This is a genomic window from Leptospira neocaledonica (assembly GCF_002812205.1).
Lineage (GTDB): Bacteria > Spirochaetota > Leptospiria > Leptospirales > Leptospiraceae > Leptospira_B > Leptospira_B neocaledonica.
In genome coordinates, this window is sequence record NZ_NPEA01000002.1 from 481,046 (window position 1) to 501,070 (window position 20,025).

A 20,025-nucleotide genomic window follows, 5' to 3' on the forward strand; every position below is an offset into this window, starting at 1 on the left:
CGGATCTTTGTTTTAATTCTCAGGGGATTCCATTTTTTTAAGATTACCTATTACGTTTTTATAAGATTCATTTTCTTGCAGATCTTCTTTGATGAATCCGTCTTTTTTAAGACCCTCTATCGTATTTTTTAAATGTAAATAGATATCTTTTGCTTCTTGTGCCTTGCCGAATCTGTATAAAAAATTCCCTTTCGCAAATAACACGGGAACATTACGAGGTTCTTTTTTTAGGATAGAATCCAGGAGAGTAAAAGCCTTCTCTTGGTCTTGGAAACCTGCATTGATTCCTTCCCAAGAAGAATCCGCCATGGAGGAGTCAAAATAAATTAAAGCCAGTTGGTAAGGAAATCTGGAATCTCTGGTATCCTGTCTGGAAAGAGATTGGAAAATTTCGATAGCGATCTGTCTTCTTTTAGGTTCCCAACCCCTGTCTTTGGAGGCGTTTGCGTAAGACAAAGCGGTCTCAAAAAGAAGCTGTTGGTCCACAGGCATGAGGAGTTGTGCTTTGTCAAAATAAGGAAGAGAAGATTCGAAAAAATGAACATCGGCGCCGATTACTTCTGTCTTTCCGGAACCTTCTTCCTGGATTGCTTTATTATAATATTTGGATGCTAGATCGTAATCACCGATCTTCATGTATCCTTGCGCGATCTTCCAGCTGAGAGCACCCGTGGATCTGGTCTTGGAAGCCATTTCCCGGATTTTCTTTTCTAATTCGATGATCTCGGATTCGTCCATATCCAAGCGGCGTTTCCAAGCTTCCAGATCCTCCACTGTAGGAGGTTTTGTATTTTTCCCGGAAAATTTACTTAGGTTCTTACAATCTGAAATTAGAAATACAAAAAGAAGAATGAGAAGGACAGCGATCCTCATTTGATTTCACCTCGGGAAGAAATCGTATTTGAAATACCATGTCCGATAAGTGTACGGATGGTCCACGGAAAATCCTGAAAAAGGAATTTTTTTAGAAGGAAAAATGGGAGATTTAAGAAGGGAAGGGAGAAGGTATAAATCCTTCTCCCTTGTTCAATTAAGCGTTGTCTCTGGAAATTCCAGCGATTACCAAAGCTCCGCCCAAAAGACCTAAGTCTTTTAACGTATTGATAGTAGAGGATATATCTCCTTTAATTGCTCCCGGCAAGTGTAGAAGAGCGATATAAATTCCTAAAAGTACTGCCAATAGGATCATAGCAAGTTTGGTTTTTTTATTTATAAAAATACTGACAGAAGCTGCGATCATGGCTGCTCCAGTTACATAGATCCAAATCACTCCTCCTGGAACAGGAACCATTCCTGCCATTTGACTTCCGGCTACAAAATGATTGATCCCAAAAAGTAGGAACGGGACAGCGTATACGTATTTCCCGATTGTTTGCATAAAAATTTTCTCCTCGAGTTTGATCGAAAATTGCTTTCGCAAAGCGACCGTTAATTAGTATGGATGATTCCGCCTCACGCAAGGAGAAAATGGATTGGATCTCGGAAAAAAAAACGATCTTCCCCAAGGTTGGAGATTAGTCGGTCTTGAAGATTTGCAAATCCTGATCCAAATGGAAAAAACAGTTTTTGGAAATTCTTCCTGGTCCAATTATTCCATCCAAAGCCATATCGAAAATCATCCCGCCTGGATTAAAGAAGATGTAGGTTATATATTTTATATGGACCTCGTTGATTTTTCGGAATTATTACGAATAGGAATCTTACCTGAAAAACGTAAAAAAGGAGAAGCAGAATCCATTCTAAAAACTCTCTGCGATCTATTTCCAAAGGTTATTTTAGAAGTTTCTAATTTGAATTCTTCCGCTATTTCCTTATATTCTAAATTAGGTTTTATAGAATCGGGAAGAAGAAAATCTTATTACGGTCCGGGAGAGGATGCGATCTTGATGGAGAAGTTCCGCTAAAAGGGAGACGATTTTTTGATTACTCTGATCTGCACTAGTTGTTGATTGGAAAATAAAAAATATAATCTCACTCTTAAAGGAAAAGGTTTTTTCCAAAATCTGAATTCTTTCAGATTTACATACATTCCTAGATCAACTTCAGTATAATTGTTCTCAGTCGGGATCCAATGGAATGCGTTGGATTGGACTGTTCCTTTTTTGTTGAATACCATGATATCCGAAACATATTCGGGATCATCGGGAAATTTCCCTTGATGAAAGCCTACCAGATCCAGTTTTTTTCTTTTGATATAATCCATTACTCTTCGTTTAGAACTGCCAAGCGGTAATTCGTCCAATACTTCTCTTCTTAATAGATAAGAAGAAGTTTCAAGATATGGTCTTTTTAGAATATATAAGAATATTGTAATGAATGTGAATAAAATTGCGGCCGATTTGATCGCGATTTTATGAGAAGGTTTTAATTTTTCTGCAAAAGTACCACGCAACTTGCGCCCAATCCTTCGGTTCTGCCTAAGGCTCCCATTTTTTCGGTAGTAGTCGCTTTCACTGAAATACAATCTTCGGGAAGTCCTAATAGATTAGAAAGTGAAGATTGTATCTTAATTCTATGAGGAGAAATTTTAGGTCTTTCTCCGATCAGAGTGCAGTCGATATTTACTATACTGAAACTTCTCTCTTTCGCAAGATCTAAAGTTTTTTGCAAAATCAATTTGGAATCCATGTTCTTGAGAGAAGTATCCGTATCCGGAAAATATTGCCCTATATCCCCGAGCCCCAAGGCCCCCAAAATCGCGTCAGCTAATGCATGTATTACGATATCTGCATCCGAATGGCCGATCAATGCATATTCTGAATCGATGATTGCTCCGCCCAGGATGAGTGGACGAGCCTCGTTAGTTTCCAGTCTATGGAAGTCTAGTCCTTGTCCTATTCTGTACATTAAGTTACTTGTAACTCACTTCCAGCATTCTTTGGACTGCCATTCTTCCTTTTTCTACGATTTCAGGATCCAACTTGATCTCGAATTGTTCGTATAGAAGTGCATCTTTAATTTTTTCTAATGTAATTCGTTTCATGTGTGGGCATGTTCTGCAAGAAGAAACAAATTGTCTGTCCGGGAACTCAGATCTGAGATTATCTCCCATAGAACATTCCGTAACCAAGAATACATCCTTCGCACCTGAATCGCGAATGTATTTGGACATTTGGGAAGTGGATCCTGCGAAATCGGAAACTTCTACCACGTCTGTGTTACATTCAGGGTGAGAGATGACTGTGACTCCAGGCCATTGTTTTCTGACGGAAAGTATATCCTCTGCGGTGTACATCTCATGCACCATACAACGCCCAGGAAAAGAGATGATCTTTTTGTTCGTTTGTTTTTGCACATTTCCCGCAAGGTATTCATCAGGAAGAAAGATAACCGTATCGCTATCCAAAGAATTTACGATCTGTACTGCGTTTGCAGAAGTACAACAAATATCAGTCTCTGCTTTAACTTCTGCAGTGCAGTTTACGTAAGTGACTACCGGGACTCCAGGATATTGGCTTTTTAGTTTTTTAACATCTTCTCTAGTGATACTTTCTGCGAGAGAACAACCTGCTTTTAGATCGGCGATGAGTACCTTCTTCTCCGGAGACATAAGCTTTGCAGTCTCCGCCATAAAATGAACTCCGTTAAAAAGTATAATGTCAGCATCCGTTTCTGCGGCGGCCTTACTTAGATAAAGTGAATCTCCAAGTATGTCAGAAACTCCGTGAAAAACATCCGGAGTCATATAATTATGTCCTAAAAGTACTGCGTTTTTTTCTTTTTTGAGACGGTTGATCTCCTGGATGAGAGGAAGTTTTTCCTCTATCTCATGTTCCATGTAAGTGGATTCCAGGGATTTTCGAATATCCTCTATGGTTTTCATGGGCTCCCCCGGCCAATTTAGGCGGTTCTATCTCTTTTTTAATTTCGACTCCTATACTTCGGAGTCTGGCAACCTAAATGTAAAATTGCCGAAAGAACTAGGTTTTGCAAGTGTTTATAATCCGTTTAGCGCCCAAAACATGAAGCGGATTCTGCCAACCTCGAGATTTTTGCGTCTTCTCGACCGTATCTTAAAATAAATTGACAGAAAAAGAAATCCCGGGACAAATACGAAGTTATTCCTAAAAATCATCCATAAAGGATTGGTATTAACCCAATGAAAAAAATTTCTGCTCTGCTCCTCGCGGGAGCTATGGCATTCTTGCTCTCTAATTGCGATGCAACAGTGGACGTCGAATACCCTGTTTTTCCTAAATCGAAAGAGGGACGCCAACTTCAAAAATTCCTAGGCTCTATCCGCAATGTGGGTTTAGCAGTCGAAAAACCCCAAAAAAGCCTTTGGGAAACCGTTTTCGGAGCAGGTTCCAGCTTTATCGATCAAATGCCTTCTAAAGTTTTTGAAGCTTTCGACAAAGAAACTTATTACAAGCTGATCGACCTGAGCAAAAGAGCTGACTCTATCAACGAGGCTTCTTTAACTCTTACCGGAATTACTAAAAGCCGTGTGAAACTCGGAAACCAATTAGGTGCTGAGGCTATTCTTCATATCGGTTATCAAAAACCATACACCGAGTGCGGAAGCGAGATGATGGTAGATTACGGCGCGGCTGCGTTGAAAGTTGGTGGAGCAATCGCTTCTATCGCAACTGGAAAACAAGTTGATACCGGAAACCAACCTATCAGCAAACAAACCGGTATCCGTTATATGCTTATTCCTCTAGATGCTACTTTGATCAAAGTAGAAACTGGAGAAGTTAAAAAGGCTGTAGTTTCTAACCCTGCAAAAGTTGATGCAGGAGTTGGTAACATGGATTGCCCTTCCGTTCTTGACTCTTTCGGAAAAGCTTTAGATGAAGCTGCTCTTTACATCAAAGACAGACTTTCTCCAAAAGTTAAAACCGAAGCTATCAAAGTATTCAAGAAAGACGAAGATCCTGAAGTTGCGGGATATCTTGACGACGGTTACCAAGAAATCACAGGAGAAACTCCTAGCTTCAAAAAAGCGAAAGAGAACTGGGACAAAGCTGATAAAAAAGCTGGTGGAAAGTCTTGGGGAGCGAAAGCAAACCTAGGAACTTACTATTTCCAAGCCGGAGACTTCGAAAAAGCTATTAAACTTTACGAAGAGGCGATGAAACTCAGTGGAGCTGACAAGAACTACGTGAGAGAACTTCGTAAACGTGTAGAAGCGGCTGCTGCCGTTGATGACACTGAAAAATAAGAAAGTTAAACTTTCTTTCGGTTTCGAGAAAAGCGGGCTAACGTCCGCTTTTCTTTTATGTAGCGTATTTTTCTTGTCAGATTGTAGCAGAACGAAACCGAATTTGGAAGAATGTTCGGATGCTCAGATCCATATTTCCAAACTGATCGCGAACGATGAAACGATGGAAAAAGGTGTACAAGCATTGATGTTAAGATCCGTGCTAAAACCTGAGACCAGTGAAGCCATCATCAGAAGTTGTGTGGAGAATAAAAGTTTACTCCAAGTACAATGTGAGCTCTCCAAGGAGAAGTTTGGCGATCTGCAGGAATGTAAAAAATTGGCTCCGAAAAGAGCAGAGACCGAAGGTTAAAGGTTTTTACTTTCTGTTTAACTTATTTAAGAGAATATTCTAACCAATAATATTGTTCCGGCATCTTTGAGATAAAATAAGGCCCCGATAGTATCGGGGCCAATTCAGTTCTTAAAATCTTGGCATTAAATTTACCGAAGGTTTCTGAAAAACTCCACCTGAAGGTGCCGTGTAAGTGGTAGATTGTAATTGTGTTCCGGTTTGCAAATTATACCGTCTCAGATATGCAGTGCTATTGGAGCCAGAATCGATGTAGGTTAGGAATACATCTGCATTGGTTCCAGTACTTACAATATCAATTTCTCGAAAGGTATTTGAGCTAGGGCTAAGTGGAAATGTGCTAGCAGTGTTATTCGGAAAAACCCCGCCTACAGATGTTACATATTGTATAGGAACAACGCCGACACCTCCTCGCGAAAAGGCGAGGATCGTTTCTCCATTCGATAGTGCGGCAAGCTGGGCAGAATCCGCGTATGCGCCATTATAATAGTAATTACTCGTATTCCAAGTAGAGCCATCGGTACTTGTTTGGATCGTAACACCTGGAAAAGTTATAGGAGCTGCATAAGAAAGCCAGATTTTTTCCGAAGCTGATCCAGCGCCCGTTACTACTGCCGACAAAGAATAATTATAAATTCCTGCTCCGCCATATCCACCTACATAAGTCCAATTTATACAATCGCTACTTTTATAAATATACTGGCTGCCTACGGAACTGGAACTACTCACGTAGTTTAGATAAAAATTCCCTTTAAAATAAACGAATCCAAAAGAAGAAAGTGTGGAAAAGGTAATATTACTCGCGGGTAAATCTGTTTTGACAAAATTTAGTGGAGCAATTTGACTCCGTGGAGCAGTACCAAAACGAATAATATTTCCTCTCGAGTATGCTATATAACTAAGCCCACGATCCGGTGCATTTGCGATCTTCACGGCTTGGACACTTGCATTATTATTATAATAAGGTATTGGGTTTGACGGCGGCGGATAAATGGACTGAGCTAAAATCTGTCCTGCGGCAGAAATTCCTCCATTACTAGTTCCTGTCTCAACTGAAAGAGCCAATTCCACCTGATTAATTTGAGTCATTATATCGGGTTCGATATTAATATAGTATTCCCCACTTCCCGCAGTACTATGATTTCCGTGAGTTGCAGGACACATACTTTGAGAAACATTAGGCCCAAAATGAAGAACTCCACATTGATTACACCATCTCCATCCCTGTTGTGAGTTAGGAGTTGCATTAAAACCTAGAGCATAGGAACCGCTTCCTGTAGCATTATGTGTTCCTCCGTTTGGACAAACATTTGCTGATCCGGGATAATCGAACCAAATGGCTTGGCAATTTTTACACCAATGCCAGTGGTCTTGGTAGCCGGATGGAACGGGTTGCCCGCTAGTAAGAAACGGAAGGTAATAGATTCCACTCGGTATCGCTTCATGAGGCAGACCATCTCTTGGACAGATACTATTAGGTTGTTCCAGTCCATAATAAAAAAGCCCGTTACATTTATGGCACCAAGCCCAATTCGATTGTGTGTACATGCCCGATATCACAGTTTGAGCGCTTACGGAATTGGTAGGGGCAGAACTCAAATTTTTAGCCGAGGACAAAAGCCCGGAAAGAAAAGAAACTTCATTCTCTCCATGATGTTCGTGAGGAATACAATTCCCAATAATGGGTGAAAGAAATAGTACCAATAAAACTGCACTGATAATACGTGAACGCATAAATGCTCCTTTAGCTTTAGTTAATGCAGATCTGATCAATTCAGAGGAAATAAATTATTAATTCTTAAAAATGACAAATAGGGAACACATATAATCATAGATTAGAAACTTTGTATATCGCTCGAATAGGTAGTTTTATTCATTTTTTAAAATATAATCTGAGTTTATTCCGTACGAGCCTGTGATCCGGCGAGAACTGAGTATGAAAAAACAACCCTAAAAACGGTTGGATGACGTCTGCTTTTCTTTTATAGTGTACAAGCCTTGATGTTAAGATTCGTGCTAAAACCTGAAACTAGCCAGGTGAGGATTAAGGAATATATTCGAGAAATCTAATTGTAAAAATTGAAGCGTTATACATGCTGGAATCATATGTTTAAGAAAGTTCTTACCATTTCTTTTGGATCCCTTTTTTTCTATTTAGTATCGTGTGTTAGTTTGCAGCCGATAAAAGAAGATCAAATTCCCATTTCTGAGAAAAATAGTTATAAGCCTAAACCTTTTCAACCTAAAGCAGCAATCGATTATTTTATTCCATTAAGAGCAAATGTCTTTAGGAATTATCATCGATCTGGGCAAACTGTTTCCGCGTATGATTATGCGGGACCAGGTTTGGATCTTGGGAATGGTTTATTTTTGGATATCAACGGTAATTTCTCAATAAACGTTTCGTCTCTTTTTGATTTGGATAAAAAGGAAAAAGTTTCGATTGAATGTGACGGAAATTACGGCTACACCATAAGAAAAGATAAAGAGAAATTTTTCTATAAAGAGCACGGCCTTAAATTTATGAACCCGTTTCCATCAACTGCCGAACTCATAATAGAAAATGATGGCTTTATAGCTCCCAATAGCGTGTTCGGTGATATAAAATATTCTGTTAATGGCAATGTAATATCGAAGATAAAGAAGAGTGGAAAAGAAGACGTCTCGACAATGAACGGTGGTATTGTGAAAATTACCACATTAGGTGAAGAGGATATTCTTTCGGTTGAACGCCTTCCGAAAGAAGAAGGTCTCGCAATTTACGGTATCCAAGGGTATAAATCTGTTAAACTGAAAATTGTAAAGAATGAAATGGAAGTAAGCACTGAAAGTATCTCTCCTTATAGTGATGAGATTTTCGTAACAAAGTATAGATATTTGCGTTCTGCAAATAGGATCTTATTGTTTCATCCAGACAATAAGGGGACAGGAGTGAGCATCGAGAAAAAAGGAGATGAGGTTTCCATTCGTTCTCTAGGCATTTCAGTAAGAGGCCAGAACTATACTTGTAAAGTTCAATAATCAGAAATAAGCCCGAAACTCAATTTTCAATTAAGGAAGACTAATGTTAAAACGATTGGATTCCTTAATTGCCGCCTTTTTCCGGATTGTAGAAACCGGAGAACTCTAAAGTTTAGTAGTGAAGGCTCCTTCCATGGCAAAACTAAAACTGGTTCAACTACCTGTTCCTCCTCCTACGGCCTTTGCCGCTACGGGGAATGTTCCCTTGGCAGCTGGATGTTTGGCTGTTTCTGCCCGGGAGAATGGCCTGGAAAAAAAAGGCTTAGAATTAGAAGTTCTAGATCCTGATATCACAGATAAAGAAGGAGATAGCCAACTTGCGGACCGTATCGCAAAAGATGAGCCTGAATTTTTGGGCTTCTCACTTTATCTTTGGAATACGGAAAGAAGTCTTCATCTCGCTAAAGAAGTAAAACGTAGATCTCCATCCACTAAAATTTTAATCGGCGGACCGGAAGTAAATCCGGATAATCCTTTCGTTCTCTCCGAAACAGGTTACGATATTGCAGTCTCCGGTGAAGCGGAGCATACATTTTTTGCTCTTATGGAAACTCTTCTTAAAAAGGAAGATCCTAGGAAATTACCCAATATAGCAGTCAGAGAACTGGATGGAAAAATGGGAATGTTTTCCAGAGAAGAGAATGCTTCCTTTCCACTTACGAGTTATCCTTCTCCTTATCTACAAGGATTTGTGCCTGTGGATCCGGCAAGATCCACATATCTGGAAACCGTAAGAGGATGTAGATCCCAATGCACTTATTGTTTTTATCCTAAGAGTAGTAACGTATTAAGAACTTTAGATATACCTGAGACGATCAAACTTCTTTCCAGTTTGAAAGATAAAGGAGCCAAAGAGTTAGTATTTTTAGATCCTACATTCAATCATAGACCAGGCTTCGAAGAATTTTTAGATGCGATCATAGATGTAAACTCGGACAGAGCGATGACAATGTTCGGAGAATTGAGATCTGAAGGAATTACTGAAAAGATCGCAGACAAACTAGCGTTAGCCGGTTTTAATCGAATAGAACTCGGAATGCAGTCCATTAATAAGGAAACCTTAAAACGTGTAAAACGTTTTGGAAGTCCTGAAAAAGTAGCTGAGGCAGCCAGAATGTTGGCTGATCGAGGGATCGAACTCTTATTGGATTTAATCATCGGGCTTCCCGGAGATACCCCTGACGATGTGATGGAAGGGATAGAATTTTTTTATGGGCATGGATTAGGAGAATGGGTCCAGGTATTTCCATTATCCATTCTGCCTGGAACTGCAATGAGAAAGGATGCAGAGTCCGAAGGATTGGTATATCTTCCTAAACCACCTTATAGAGTGATTCGAACTCCTAATTTTAGCCCGGAAGCATTGAGCTCCACATTGTTCCGCTCAGAAGACAGATTGGATAGAAGATTGGATGAAACTCCTCGTAGTCTTTTGTCAGACCCAGATCCTTCAGTTTCCGATATATTTTCCTTTTCTCCAGGATTGTCCGAAAAGTTTGCCTTAGAGGATTTTTCACTTTCGGGTGCCAGACATGTTTCCATTTGGTGGAGAGGAGATAATTTAGAAAAATCTAAAAAAGAATTCTTTGATAGATTGAATTATAGATTTAACAAAGATCCTTTTGCTGTCACTGATCTGGTATTATATCCTAGATCTACTTTTGATCCTGAATTGATTACTGAGATTATGGAAGAATTTTCCAAGGTCCCGGCATCTTATCTTTCTAGAACACTCGCTCATAGAGGAGAAAATATGCTCCATAGGATTGTTCTCGTCCTTCCTCAAGGGATTTCTTTTCCATTAGAATGGATTTCCGAGATCAGAGAATATATCCCTGTTTTCCAGGAAATGGAATGGGAAGAAGCAGTACGAAAGTCCGAAGAACTTGGAGGAGAATTTCCAGGGGCAAGGATCATTTCTAAAAATGAAAACGGCTCGGCTTGGAAAATCCTAAAAGAAAATGCAGACCCCGAATCTGTAACCTTTGCCGACAGAGTTTTAGAAAAGCGTTGGTGCTGGGAAGTTTTAGGTTATTCTGAGAAATGATATTCTGATAAAGTAGAATCGAACTCCATCCGACTGGGCCCATCTTCGCAATATATTTATACTTCCGTTTACGGTCACGATCATTCTAGAGGCTCTGTTTTTTCATTCTCCAAAAAACTGATCTCCTGTTATAAAAAATCACCTTCTGACGATTTTATACAATTTTTCTCTTCGATTTGCGCTTAGCATTTCTGCATTATCGGAGAATGAAATGCAAAACAGCCGTAAGAAAGTATACGATTTCCCTCATAAGGCTATCCGTTACGGGATCTCAAAATTAGTACAAGAATCAAGTAAGACTGAATATTCCGACTCTAAAGAAGTGTTCCAACTTTTCGAATTAGGAAAAGAAGTCTTCCAAATGTTAAAAATACATGCAAGAGATGAAGAAGCTGTCAGTCTTAAACATCTGGAAGAAAAGGATCCACAAGCTTCTCTCAAAGACAAAGAAGAACATAAATATCTAGAGGAAAAAATAGAAGAGCTAGAGTCACTTTTAGATCGGATCAAAGAAGAAGTAGAGCAGGCAAATATTCACTCCGAGGAATTTTATACAAAACTAATTCGTTTTCAAACGGATTACTTTTCTCATATGAGTAGAGAAGAAGAGGAAACTCAAGTCAGATTACATTTATACTTTTCAGATCAGGAATTGGACGATCATCAAAAAGAGATCATGAGCTCTTTGGGTGGAGATGAGTTTAAAATTTGGGCCAAGTATTTGATCCCAAATGTTCCGACCCCAATTAAAAATAGATTCGAGGAAATGTTAAAAACTTATTCTTGAACCACGGTATTGGTTAGTTATAAACCGAGTAAGTCACTTGATTTTTGGGCGGACGTCCTGTATGATTCTTCTCGATGAAGTCGGATAAATCAGAGGTATTAAAAGAATTTCGCACTCTTCCCGGTGTGGGTAAAGTAATTGCAGAAGATCTTTGGAATCTGGGCGTTCGTAGCAAAGCGGAACTTGCAAAACTAGATCCGGAAAAATTATACGAAAAAATCTGCGAATACCAAGGCACTCGAGTAGATCCTTGTATGTTGTACGTATTTCGTTGTGCAGTTTATGTTTCCGCAACTTCCGATCCTGAACCCGAAAAAATGAAATGGTGGTTCTGGAAGGACAAACAGCTTGTCTGATTTGATCCGAATTTCTTGGAGCCACAAAGAATCTCCCGAAACGTATACGATTCTTCCTGGAGAGGAATGTGTAATTGGAGTCCAAACTAAGGGAAGGATTTCCTTAATTTCCGGAAGAGGGCCCAAAACTCTTTCCAAGGCTGGGCTTACTGGGATCTTAAGAGGTCCCAGAACATTTTTCTCTGAAAAAAATACAAAATCACTTTTAGTTTATATTTCTCCTTTACTACTTTCCAGAATGATCTCCGTTCCAATGGACCAAATCAGCGATTCAAGTGTTTCATTAGAAGATCTATTTTCCAAAGAGATGATCTCCGGATTGATTGCAGATTGCGAAGAAGCTGATTGGAAAGAGGAGGAAGCCGCCCAGGCTTTGGAAAAGTTTCGGCTCCTTCTTCCCATAAAGGAAGAAAAGGAAAAATTCCTGCCGGAGGCTGTTCTTAGAATCAAATCTTCACTCGGGGAGATAGGGATCAAAAACTTGGCTTCCGATTTGGGGGTAAGTCAAAGCAGTTTGGAAAGAGGTTTTAAATCAAGAGTGGGTTTAAGTCCAAAGGAATTTGCCGGGCTTGTACGTTTTAGAAATATATTCAAATTTTATAATTCTTCTTTGAGTCTGACCGAACTCGCTTTAGAAGCAGGTTATTATGACCAGGCACACTTTATCCGCGAATTTAAAAAGAAGACCGGCATTAGTCCAAAACAATGGTTTCGTCAGAATGTTAGTTCCAGCTTAGGTTTCAATTTTTAGAAAAGAATTCTCTTTTGATTGCAGGATGTTTTCGGATCAAATCCAAGGATTTCGCGATTAGTATCTTGGCTTCCGGGGAATGATTCCAAACATTTAGTCCGGATGGATGAGGCAAAGGGATCCAGTCCAGGTCCACTCCGTAAAAGTTTTTCTTAAACTTTTTACCGATAACATCATCCAGTTTATACTTTTTATTCTCCACCAATTGATCGATCGCGAGTTTGCCTATCGGAATGATGAGTTCAGGTTGATTGAATTCCACTTCGAAACGAATATACCTGGAACAATTTTCTACTTCGGAAGGATTTGGTTTTCTATCCCCGCTCTTTGCTTTGCCAGGAAAACATCTACAAACTGCAGCCATATTTACTTTAGATCTGTAGATTTCTTCTTCTATTCCAATGGAAAAAAACCATTTGAATAAAGTTTTGCCTGCAGTGTAAGCGAATGGCCTTCCGAATTTTTCTTCGTGGATACCGGGAGCCTGGCCTATGCTCATAATTTTTGCGCCGGGAATTCCTCCTTGCACAGGATTGCCCACCATGTCCGGACAAAGTCTGCAATGAAGTAATGTCTCTATATGTTTTTTGAATTTTTGGGAATCGTTCATCGCCAACGGGTCAAGGCGCTAAAAGTTTCCAAGCCTCTTTGGAAGTGCTTCCTACTCGGATTAGACTTTTTAATTTGGTAAGTTCTAAAATTTTGTTCACTTGAGAGGAAGGGGAGAAGACTGCGATTCCACCCTTGCCACTCTTGACTAGTCTAGAATGTGTCGCCATAAAAACTCCCAGTCCAGAAGAATCTATATACTTCACATTTTCCATATTCACTAGAAGATAAATGAATCCTCGATCGAGTAGATGAAAGAATCTTTCTTTCATGATCTGAGCGGAATACAAATTGATCTCGCCGGAAATTTTTACAACCACTGCTTCCTTGGGAAGACCATCCGGAATATTATCCTGATCCAGAAATACGCCCAACTCGGGTGCATCATGATCGAAATCTTTACTGTCCAGGTTCCAAGGAGTATCTGCCATAGTTGAAGTCGCTTATTTTTACCGAATGCGAAGACTATCGAAGTACTAGCGGTTTCTGCAAGGATTTTATCCCGTTTTTTCCATACTCTTAATTGAGAAGAATATATTGTCCCTGCTTCTAGTTCGAAAAGACTTATCTCTTAAAGGGTCATTAAGAATCCTCTCTTACACCTTCCGAGATAGAAAATTTATAGATCTTTGCATTTAGTCCGAATTTCCTGAAATATTCCTTTTCGAATTCGGAGAATAAAGAAGAAGATCTGCCTTCTTTGTCCAGGACTAGAACACAACCTCCGAAACCTCCTCCAATCATTCTGGCACCTAATACATTTGCGGAATGGAACCACTCTACGATAAAATCAATTTCTTTGCAGGAGACTTGGAAGTTTTGGGAGAGAGACTCATGGCAAGAGAATAATTCTTTTCCGACCTTCTCCGCATCTTTATCTTTTAAGAAGCGGATAACGTTTTGAGCCCTGGATTTTTCTCCTAAAATATGAGTGGCCCTTTTAAATTCGGATTGGGTCAGGTTTGCTTTTTCTATCAGTGAGAAGTTTGCCTGGCTTAAGGTCCGGACTTCCGGAGAAAGTTTATTACATTTTGAAGTCGCAGATTCCACTTCTTTTCTTCTGTTATTATACTCACTTTCTTTCAGACTATGTGGGACCTGAGAATCGATTAGATAGAATTCGTAACCTGGAAGATCCAAATTATGATAAGAATATTCTAGACTTTCAGTATTGAGTGAAATACAAGTAGAAGGTTTAGCCACAGCGATCACGAACTGATCCATGATCCCGCAGTTGACTCCTACAAAATGATTCTCCGCCGCTTGTGCGAGTAGAGCGATCTTTTCAAGACTGATGTCCCAATGGAAAATTTTAGAAAGTGCAAATGCGGTTCCAACCTCTACCGCCGCGGAAGAAGAAAGTCCGGCTCCTTGGGGGATATTCCCTGTAAAGGCGAGGTCAAAACCTTCTACCCTTAAACCTAATTTGCGAGCTTCCGAGACGACCCCTAAAATATAATTTGCCCAAGATTTTTCCTCGGAGTAGATTAAATCGTTTGTTACAAATTCGGATTGGAAATCTAAAGAGTATAATCTGAAAGTTCCAAGTCCGTTTGTTCGAATAACAAAGTTCGTTCTGAAATCGATTGCCGCAGGAAATACCAGACCCCCCGCGTAGTCCACATGCTCACCTATGATATTTACCCTACCCGGGGCGGAGAAAAAATGAATGGGACCTGAGTCCGGAGTATCCGGAAAAATCCGGGACAGAGAAGAGGAAAGATTCTCTCGGATAGAAAGAGTCATTCTGGAAAATAAAATCTAAGACTAAATACTTACAAGGGATTTTGGAAAATTAGAACAGTGAATTATTTCGTTTTTCCTTGCTATTCCAATTAACATAAGTAATTTGTCTCGGATGTCCGATTTTGAGGAATGCCGATGGCCTTTTCTTTAGAAATAAACGATAGATTTGCATCGGAGTTTGCAGATCCGAAAGTTTTCGAACTCTTATTAAAAGAGTCGGGCACAGCATTACAAAATCTTTTGTCCGGAAAATCTCCCGGCTCCGAATTTTTAGGCTGGGTCAAACTTCCCCAAGAGATCCAACAATCAGAATTAGAAAAAATTCATTCTGAAGCACAACGATTTAGAAAACAATCCGAGACGATTGTTGTGATCGGGATCGGAGGTTCTTATCTAGGAGCCAAGGCAGTCATCGAAGCTTCTAAACCTTATTTCAAAACTCCAAGTTTGGGATCACCTGAGATCGTTTATGCGGGACATCATTTAGATGCACGCTATCATTCCGAACTTTTAGAATATTTAGAGAATAAGGAATTTTCGATCAATGTGGTTTCCAAGTCGGGAACTACTACAGAACCTGCTTTGGCATTTCGTTTGCTTTGGGATCTGGCCAAAAAAAAATACGGGGCAAAAGCGAAAGATAGAATAGTAGCAACCACGGACGGCTCCAAAGGTGCATTACGCAAAATGTCCGAAGAGTTGGGATTTACTACCTTCTCCATTCCGGATAATGTAGGCGGAAGATATTCCGTCTTAACGCCTGTAGGACTTTTTCCGATTGCTGCTGCTGGAGTAGATATATTTTCTTTTTGTAAAGGGTTTTCGGAAGCCGCAGACTTTTTGATTTCGGAAACTTCTTCGCATAAAAACCCTGCCTGTATTTATTCAGCTTACAGAAATTTATTTTATAGATCCGGAAAGAAAATAGAAGTTATCGCAAATTATAATCCTTCTATCCGTACCTTAACCGAATGGTGGAAACAATTGTTTGGAGAAAGCGAGGGCAAACAAGGTAAGGGTATTTTTCCTGCTTCTGTGGAACTGACTACAGATCTGCATTCTCTTGGGCAATATTTGCAAGAAGGGGAGCGTAATATTTTCGAGACAGTACTTTATTCCAAAAACACCGGAGCAAAGGTTTTGGTTCCCCAGGATGGGGACGATTTGGATGGTCTGAATTTTTTAGCTTCTAAGAACTTGGAAGAGGTGAACTTGCAGGCGTTCCTTGGCACTTTAGTAGCACATTCGGAAGGCGGAATACCTTGTTTGGAGATTTTGTTTCCGGACACAGGACCGAATAGCCTAGGGCAAACGATGTATTTTTTTGAATTAGCCTGCGGGATTTCAGGGAATGTACTGGGTGTAAACCCGTTCGATCAGCCTGGAGTGGAAGCGTATAAGAAAAATATGTTCGCATTACTCGGAAAACCAGGTTTTGAAAATTTAAGAGAATCCCTTCGTAAAAAAGGAGTCTAAGTAAAAAGAATCTCTAAAAGCTTGACAGAGATTCATTCAGGTTTCGGATTAGATTAGTATGGTCCTAAGAGGAAAAAAACTAAGGTTCGTTTCGGCTTCCTTAGCCTTATTTACTCTATTATTTTTTCTCCATTCCGGACCGTCCAACAGCCCTTATCCCGGGAAGAAGTCCGACCAATCACAAACAATCATCGGACAAGAGACCGATATAGAAGAATTAAGCGATCTCGCTGAAACCACCGATCCTTCGGAAACGGTTTGGGGAGATTTTTTAGCTTCTGAAATAAACACTCCAGGTCTCTATAATTCAAATCCTTCCCGCCAGGATAGGTTTCAATTTCAACACAATAAATTATTATCTCAGCATCTGCTGAATATTCCTCCACCTTCTATCTCCTAATCTAAGGTTTGAAAGTTATAGTTTGGCCCTAGCCGTACTCCGCTTTCAACTAAGCTGCGCCTAGCTTTGCGCTCAAAATAGAATTTTCGGAGATCACATCGTAATATTTTCCCATCCAATATAGCACCAATTTAGCCGGTCCCAGGTTTTGGGCTTTGGTCCTCACCGGGGACCGGTTTCTTTTTCAATCAGAGATCTATAAAAAAAGGCAGACAGAGACCCCGATCTCCCGATACTTTTGCGGGGAGCCAGAACTCCGTAAGCGGATGGAAATAGAATTAGCCAAAAAGGAACGTTTGATCCGAGGGATGGAACTCGGAAAAAAGATCGTCCTTCACGGAGTGGTACTTTCCCAATATTATAAATCCAATGTGGAGAATTATCTCCGGTTCTGTTTGGAATATTACCAAAAGACGGATATTCTTCCTCCTTCTCTTTCTCTCATTTATTCTCTATTAGAAATGGCCTTTAAAGAGAATTGTAGGAATTCCTACTATATAGAGAAGGGCTGGGATCCTCTTAGCTCGGAATCATTCACCGAAAGAGAAGCCGAATTCGAAACCAATTGGGATTTCTCAGACCCGTTAAAATTGAGAAATAGATTAAAAGAAGAAGGTTCTATCATTAGGACCACGATCCGCCATTCCGGTTCGGGAGTTTCTTTAGAGATCGCAAATTTAGCTCCGATCACTTCTGAAGCAGAAGAAGCGCTAACAGAATATCTTTCCAGAGCTAAGTCTTACCATGATCTTTCCGAATACTTTGAAGATTATCCTTTTGATGAAGAAGGAAGAGAGATAGGGATCGCATTAGCTATATTACAATTTAAGGAAATAGGATTGGATCCGAACCTTCTTAGATTCGATACTGCAGAAGGTGAGCATGTTTTCCGATTAGAGATCGGTTTTAATGGAGAATATCTTTCTCTTAGGACCAAGTTGGAAAACGACGAAGATATAAGACCTTTTCGATCCCATTCCCAGGCGGAGAAGGATGGAGAAACCATTTCTCCTTGGAAAATCTCAGTCTGCAAGATCTGCGGAAGAACTGTGGATGATCGGATCTTCTTCCATACTATTCCGCCGGATGTGGTGGCAAAAGCAAAAGACCTTCCATTTACGGAAGAAGTCTGCGCTTGGTGTTTGTCAGGCTATTTGAAATTATAAATACGACTAACGATCCTCCTTGTATTATAAACATGATTTCTTCTACTTATTATCCTCCTAAACCAATCCGTCTTTCCGGAGATCGTGTGGAACTGGTTCCTCTCGGTTTGGAACATGCGGATGTATTGACCGAAGCACTTCAGGACGGAGAACTCTGGAAACTTTGGTACACGAATATTCCGGAACCGGAAGGAATGAAGGCCTGGATCCAAAAAGCATTAGAGGAACAAGAGGCAGGACTTTCTCTTCCTTTTGCAGTAATCAGAAAGGAAGATTCGAAACTTTTAGGTACTACAAGATATTTGAATATAGAAAAGGATGCCCGAAGGCTCGAGATCGGAGCCACATGGTATCCCAAATCTGTCCAAAAAACTTTTGTGAATACGGAATGTAAACTTTTACTATTGGAACATGCCTTCGAAACCTTAGGATGTATAGCAGTGGAATTCAGAACTCATATTATGAATTTTACATCCAGAAAGGCAATTGAAAGATTAGGGGCAAAACTGGACGGAATACTTAGAAATCATCGTATCAGTAAAAACGGCACCCTGAGAGATACCGCGGTTTACAGTATTACAAAAGAAGAATGGCCCACAGTAAGAGGAAATCTTTTATTTAAACTAGGAAAGCCTCAAGTTTAGATAAACTTAATCTATTTCCAGTTCTCCAGGACTCCGTCGATCACACCATATATTTGTGCTTCTGAAGGAGTGAGCCAAAGATCTCTGTCCGTATCTCTTTCTACAACTTCCAAGGGTTGTCCTGTTCTTTCGGAAACAATACGATTGATTTCTTTTTTATCCCTTTCTATCATCGACGCAAAAATACCAATGTCCGTAGCCTTTGCCTGATAAGTTCCAGGAACATGAGGCTGGTGTAGCATGATCCTACTATGAGGGAATGCGAATCTTTTACCTTTTGTCCCGGAAAGAAGGAGTAACGCTCCGAAACTTGCAGCCAAGCCCATACAAACAGTACTTATGTCATTAGGAATCAGATCCATAGTGTCCAAAATGGACATACCGGAAGTGTTTGCACCTCCAGGACTATTAATCACAAGAGTAATGTCTTTTTCCGGATCTTGATTAGAAAGATATAATAGACGTTCCACAACGTATTTTGCAGAAGAATCATCTACCTGGCCCCAAAGAAAAATTTTTCTTTCTTTGAGTTGGTTGTCCTCCATACGGAGTCCCGGAAATTGGATCGGTTCTACTAAAGTATCAGTCATTCTATTCTCCAATCAGGAAGCGATTGCCATAGGTCCATGTAGGACTTCCAACCAATCTTTTCTGTCCGATTTATTCAAAAGTTGTCTGCGTAATAACTCTCTACTTCTTCTCAAACGGTTTTTCAAATTACCGATAGGGATCCCTGTTTTTTCGGTGATCTCTTCATAGCTCATTTCGCCGAAATATCTTAGGTTCAAAAGTTGTTTCTCTTCGTTAGGAAGTTCATCTAACGCATCTAAAACTTCAGTTCTCCAACTATCTCCCGAGCGAGGAGCAGCTCTGGTGATCTCAGGATTTAATTCTGTTCCGAGCAGATCTTTTTTTCTTAAGATACGATCCGAATGTTTTAATACCAACCTTCTGAGCAAGAATGGAAACGCCTCCGGCTGTCGAAGCGTTGGGAGAACTTTCCAAGCTTCTAAAAATACTTCTTGGCTCAGATCCTCCGCCTTGGATTGGTCCCGGATCCGTTTGATGGCTTGGCTACTTACGTATTTTTCGAAACGGGTCATTAACTCCGTCCAAGCCGGTTCTTCTCCTTTGGAAGCTTCTGTGACTAGTACTTTAAAATCGCGCATATCTGTTAGAGGGTCCCAGTTTGCATTTTGGGGTGTACGGATCTAAACTATTTTTGCATTTTCGGGACTCTTGACCTCGGTCTAGATTGCGCGGAATTGCGCTGTGGACCGCGATGTTGGAGTTCCTACATGGGAAATCAATATCGTGTTGGAATTCCAACATAGGGAGGGGGCGACTCCTGACTTTGTCAGGACCGGGCTCTTCGCTTCAATCAGCGAAGCACCATAATAAATTTTTTAATTTAAAACTTTTTTGCTTATAATGGTGCATCGCCGGATTTCCGCTCCGATCCCTGTCGCTATTAGTAGTTCTATGTTTTTCGTTTGTTCTTAAGTT

22 protein-coding genes are annotated in these 20,025 nt (G+C 40.1%); 11 read left to right on the top strand and 11 right to left on the bottom strand.

Annotated elements, in window-relative coordinates:
• Positions 1 to 12: 12 nt before the first annotated feature.
• Positions 13 to 873 carry a tetratricopeptide repeat protein gene (locus CH365_RS04705; protein ID WP_208861157.1) on the bottom strand — a complete coding sequence of 287 codons (861 nt, stop codon included), beginning with the start codon at positions 871 to 873 and terminating at the stop codon, positions 13 to 15.
• A 157-nt stretch (positions 874 to 1,030) separates the two neighbouring features.
• Complete coding sequence (locus CH365_RS04710) at positions 1,031 to 1,378, bottom strand: DoxX family protein (RefSeq protein WP_100767485.1); 348 nt, start codon at positions 1,376 to 1,378, stop codon at positions 1,031 to 1,033.
• A 94-nt stretch (positions 1,379 to 1,472) separates the two neighbouring features.
• Here CH365_RS04710 and CH365_RS04715 point away from each other — a divergent pair, with 94 nt between their 5' ends.
• Positions 1,473 to 1,904: a GNAT family N-acetyltransferase gene (locus tag CH365_RS04715; RefSeq protein WP_100767432.1), complete on the top strand. Its 432-nt coding sequence runs from the start codon at positions 1,473 to 1,475 to the stop codon at positions 1,902 to 1,904.
• Here the strand turns inward: CH365_RS04715 and CH365_RS04720 are convergent.
• Genes CH365_RS04720 through nadA form a run of 3 tightly spaced genes read right to left on the bottom strand, consistent with a single transcriptional unit; the run spans position 1,901 to position 3,823 of the window.
• Complete coding sequence (locus CH365_RS04720; protein WP_100767433.1) at positions 1,901 to 2,392, bottom strand: hypothetical protein; 492 nt, start codon at positions 2,390 to 2,392, stop codon at positions 1,901 to 1,903. The two genes, CH365_RS04715 and CH365_RS04720, sit on opposite strands and share 4 nt — an antisense overlap.
• Positions 2,365 to 2,847 carry a 2-C-methyl-D-erythritol 2,4-cyclodiphosphate synthase gene (gene ispF, locus CH365_RS04725; protein WP_100767434.1) on the bottom strand — a complete coding sequence of 161 codons (483 nt, stop codon included), beginning with the start codon at positions 2,845 to 2,847 and terminating at the stop codon, positions 2,365 to 2,367. Before ispF ends, CH365_RS04720 begins: the two co-directional genes overlap by 28 nt.
• 4 nt (positions 2,848 to 2,851) lie before the next feature.
• Positions 2,852 to 3,823, bottom strand: coding sequence for a quinolinate synthase NadA (gene nadA, locus CH365_RS04730; protein WP_100767435.1), 972 nt, complete (start codon positions 3,821 to 3,823; stop codon positions 2,852 to 2,854).
• Between the two features lie 276 nt (positions 3,824 to 4,099).
• Here nadA and CH365_RS04735 point away from each other — a divergent pair, with 276 nt between their 5' ends.
• Both CH365_RS04735 and lep read left to right on the top strand, forming a co-directional pair.
• Positions 4,100 to 5,164 carry a lipoprotein LipL41 gene (locus tag CH365_RS04735; protein WP_100767436.1) on the top strand — a complete coding sequence of 355 codons (1,065 nt, stop codon included), beginning with the start codon at positions 4,100 to 4,102 and terminating at the stop codon, positions 5,162 to 5,164.
• Positions 5,148 to 5,516, top strand: a complete 369-nt coding sequence (gene lep, locus CH365_RS04740) for a LipL41-expression chaperone Lep (RefSeq protein ID WP_100767437.1) — start codon at positions 5,148 to 5,150, stop codon at positions 5,514 to 5,516. The genes CH365_RS04735 and lep overlap by 17 nt, the downstream gene beginning before the upstream one ends.
• A gap of 111 nt (positions 5,517 to 5,627) precedes the next feature.
• Here lep and CH365_RS19875 read toward each other — a convergent pair whose 3' ends face one another.
• Positions 5,628 to 7,250 (bottom strand): hypothetical protein, encoded by a 1,623-nt coding sequence (locus CH365_RS19875; protein ID WP_125226292.1) that lies wholly within the window; start codon positions 7,248 to 7,250, stop codon positions 5,628 to 5,630.
• Positions 7,251 to 7,622: 372 nt separating this feature from the next.
• Here CH365_RS19875 and CH365_RS04755 point away from each other — a divergent pair, with 372 nt between their 5' ends.
• The 5 genes from CH365_RS04755 (at position 7,623) to CH365_RS04775 (ending at position 12,478) form a co-directional block, all read left to right on the top strand.
• Entirely contained in the window at positions 7,623 to 8,537 is a 915-nt protein-coding gene (locus CH365_RS04755) for a hypothetical protein (RefSeq protein WP_100767440.1), read from the top strand.
• Positions 8,538 to 8,670: 133 nt separating this feature from the next.
• Positions 8,671 to 10,584, top strand: coding sequence for a B12-binding domain-containing radical SAM protein (locus CH365_RS04760; RefSeq protein ID WP_100767441.1), 1,914 nt, complete (start codon positions 8,671 to 8,673; stop codon positions 10,582 to 10,584).
• A 211-nt stretch (positions 10,585 to 10,795) separates the two neighbouring features.
• A complete protein-coding gene (locus CH365_RS04765) occupies positions 10,796 to 11,371 on the top strand; it encodes a hemerythrin domain-containing protein (RefSeq protein ID WP_100767442.1) in 576 nt (191 codons plus the stop codon).
• 74 nt (positions 11,372 to 11,445) lie between these two features.
• Positions 11,446 to 11,727, top strand: a complete 282-nt coding sequence (locus CH365_RS04770; protein ID WP_100767443.1) for a helix-hairpin-helix domain-containing protein — start codon at positions 11,446 to 11,448, stop codon at positions 11,725 to 11,727.
• Positions 11,720 to 12,478, top strand: coding sequence for a helix-turn-helix domain-containing protein (locus CH365_RS04775; RefSeq protein ID WP_100767444.1), 759 nt, complete (start codon positions 11,720 to 11,722; stop codon positions 12,476 to 12,478). Before CH365_RS04770 ends, CH365_RS04775 begins: the two co-directional genes overlap by 8 nt.
• Here CH365_RS04775 and CH365_RS04780 read toward each other — a convergent pair.
• The 3 genes from CH365_RS04780 to galK all read right to left on the bottom strand — a co-directional run bounded on the left by CH365_RS04780 (position 12,468) and on the right by galK (position 14,833).
• Complete coding sequence (locus tag CH365_RS04780) at positions 12,468 to 13,088, bottom strand: uracil-DNA glycosylase family protein (RefSeq protein WP_100767445.1); 621 nt, start codon at positions 13,086 to 13,088, stop codon at positions 12,468 to 12,470. The two genes, CH365_RS04775 and CH365_RS04780, sit on opposite strands and share 11 nt — an antisense overlap.
• Positions 13,089 to 13,098: 10 nt before the next feature.
• Entirely contained in the window at positions 13,099 to 13,518 is a 420-nt protein-coding gene (locus CH365_RS04785; protein WP_100767446.1) for an STAS domain-containing protein, read from the bottom strand.
• A gap of 151 nt (positions 13,519 to 13,669) precedes the next feature.
• A complete protein-coding gene (gene galK, locus CH365_RS04790) occupies positions 13,670 to 14,833 on the bottom strand; it encodes a galactokinase (protein WP_100767447.1) in 1,164 nt (387 codons plus the stop codon).
• Between the two features lie 135 nt (positions 14,834 to 14,968).
• Here galK and CH365_RS04795 point away from each other — a divergent pair, with 135 nt between their 5' ends.
• From CH365_RS04795 to CH365_RS04810, 3 genes are all read left to right on the top strand, one after another.
• Positions 14,969 to 16,309: a glucose-6-phosphate isomerase gene (locus CH365_RS04795; protein WP_100767486.1), complete on the top strand. Its 1,341-nt coding sequence runs from the start codon at positions 14,969 to 14,971 to the stop codon at positions 16,307 to 16,309.
• A gap of 666 nt (positions 16,310 to 16,975) precedes the next feature.
• Complete coding sequence (locus CH365_RS04805) at positions 16,976 to 17,875, top strand: hypothetical protein (RefSeq protein ID WP_100767449.1); 900 nt, start codon at positions 16,976 to 16,978, stop codon at positions 17,873 to 17,875.
• Between the two features lie 32 nt (positions 17,876 to 17,907).
• Positions 17,908 to 18,519 (top strand): GNAT family N-acetyltransferase, encoded by a 612-nt coding sequence (locus CH365_RS04810; RefSeq protein ID WP_100767450.1) that lies wholly within the window; start codon positions 17,908 to 17,910, stop codon positions 18,517 to 18,519.
• Positions 18,520 to 18,530: 11 nt separating this feature from the next.
• Here the strand turns inward: CH365_RS04810 and CH365_RS04815 are convergent, their stop codons facing one another.
• Positions 18,531 to 19,109, bottom strand: coding sequence for an ATP-dependent Clp protease proteolytic subunit (locus CH365_RS04815; RefSeq protein ID WP_100767451.1), 579 nt, complete (start codon positions 19,107 to 19,109; stop codon positions 18,531 to 18,533).
• Between the two features lie 12 nt (positions 19,110 to 19,121).
• Positions 19,122 to 19,688, bottom strand: a complete 567-nt coding sequence (locus CH365_RS04820; protein WP_100767452.1) for an RNA polymerase sigma factor — start codon at positions 19,686 to 19,688, stop codon at positions 19,122 to 19,124.
• Positions 19,689 to 20,025 lie beyond the last annotated feature (337 nt).

What these genes read in the sequence shown, in the direction of transcription:
- CH365_RS04810 (WP_100767450.1), top strand. Translation starts at nt 17,908, where the DNA reads ATGATTTCTTCTACTTATTATCCTCCTAAACCAATCCGTCTTTCCGGA.
- ispF (WP_100767434.1), bottom strand. Translation starts at nt 2,847, where the DNA reads ATGTACAGAATAGGACAAGGACTAGACTTCCATAGACTGGAAACTAAC.
- CH365_RS04780 (WP_100767445.1), bottom strand. Translation starts at nt 13,088, where the DNA reads ATGAACGATTCCCAAAAATTCAAAAAACATATAGAGACATTACTTCAT.
- CH365_RS04820 (WP_100767452.1), bottom strand. Translation starts at nt 19,688, where the DNA reads ATGCGCGATTTTAAAGTACTAGTCACAGAAGCTTCCAAAGGAGAAGAA.
- CH365_RS04785 (WP_100767446.1), bottom strand. Translation starts at nt 13,518, where the DNA reads ATGGCAGATACTCCTTGGAACCTGGACAGTAAAGATTTCGATCATGAT.
- nadA (WP_100767435.1), bottom strand. Translation starts at nt 3,823, where the DNA reads ATGAAAACCATAGAGGATATTCGAAAATCCCTGGAATCCACTTACATG.
- CH365_RS04805 (WP_100767449.1), top strand. Translation starts at nt 16,976, where the DNA reads ATGGAAATAGAATTAGCCAAAAAGGAACGTTTGATCCGAGGGATGGAA.
- CH365_RS04815 (WP_100767451.1), bottom strand. Translation starts at nt 19,109, where the DNA reads ATGACTGATACTTTAGTAGAACCGATCCAATTTCCGGGACTCCGTATG.
- CH365_RS04760 (WP_100767441.1), top strand. Translation starts at nt 8,671, where the DNA reads ATGGCAAAACTAAAACTGGTTCAACTACCTGTTCCTCCTCCTACGGCC.
- CH365_RS04755 (WP_100767440.1), top strand. Translation starts at nt 7,623, where the DNA reads ATGTTTAAGAAAGTTCTTACCATTTCTTTTGGATCCCTTTTTTTCTAT.
- lep (WP_100767437.1), top strand. Translation starts at nt 5,148, where the DNA reads ATGACACTGAAAAATAAGAAAGTTAAACTTTCTTTCGGTTTCGAGAAA.
- CH365_RS04710 (WP_100767485.1), bottom strand. Translation starts at nt 1,378, where the DNA reads ATGCAAACAATCGGGAAATACGTATACGCTGTCCCGTTCCTACTTTTT.
- CH365_RS04735 (WP_100767436.1), top strand. Translation starts at nt 4,100, where the DNA reads ATGAAAAAAATTTCTGCTCTGCTCCTCGCGGGAGCTATGGCATTCTTG.
- CH365_RS19875 (WP_125226292.1), bottom strand. Translation starts at nt 7,250, where the DNA reads ATGCGTTCACGTATTATCAGTGCAGTTTTATTGGTACTATTTCTTTCA.
- CH365_RS04795 (WP_100767486.1), top strand. Translation starts at nt 14,969, where the DNA reads ATGGCCTTTTCTTTAGAAATAAACGATAGATTTGCATCGGAGTTTGCA.
- CH365_RS04705 (WP_208861157.1), bottom strand. Translation starts at nt 873, where the DNA reads ATGAGGATCGCTGTCCTTCTCATTCTTCTTTTTGTATTTCTAATTTCA.
- galK (WP_100767447.1), bottom strand. Translation starts at nt 14,833, where the DNA reads ATGACTCTTTCTATCCGAGAGAATCTTTCCTCTTCTCTGTCCCGGATT.
- CH365_RS04765 (WP_100767442.1), top strand. Translation starts at nt 10,796, where the DNA reads ATGCAAAACAGCCGTAAGAAAGTATACGATTTCCCTCATAAGGCTATC.
- CH365_RS04770 (WP_100767443.1), top strand. Translation starts at nt 11,446, where the DNA reads ATGAAGTCGGATAAATCAGAGGTATTAAAAGAATTTCGCACTCTTCCC.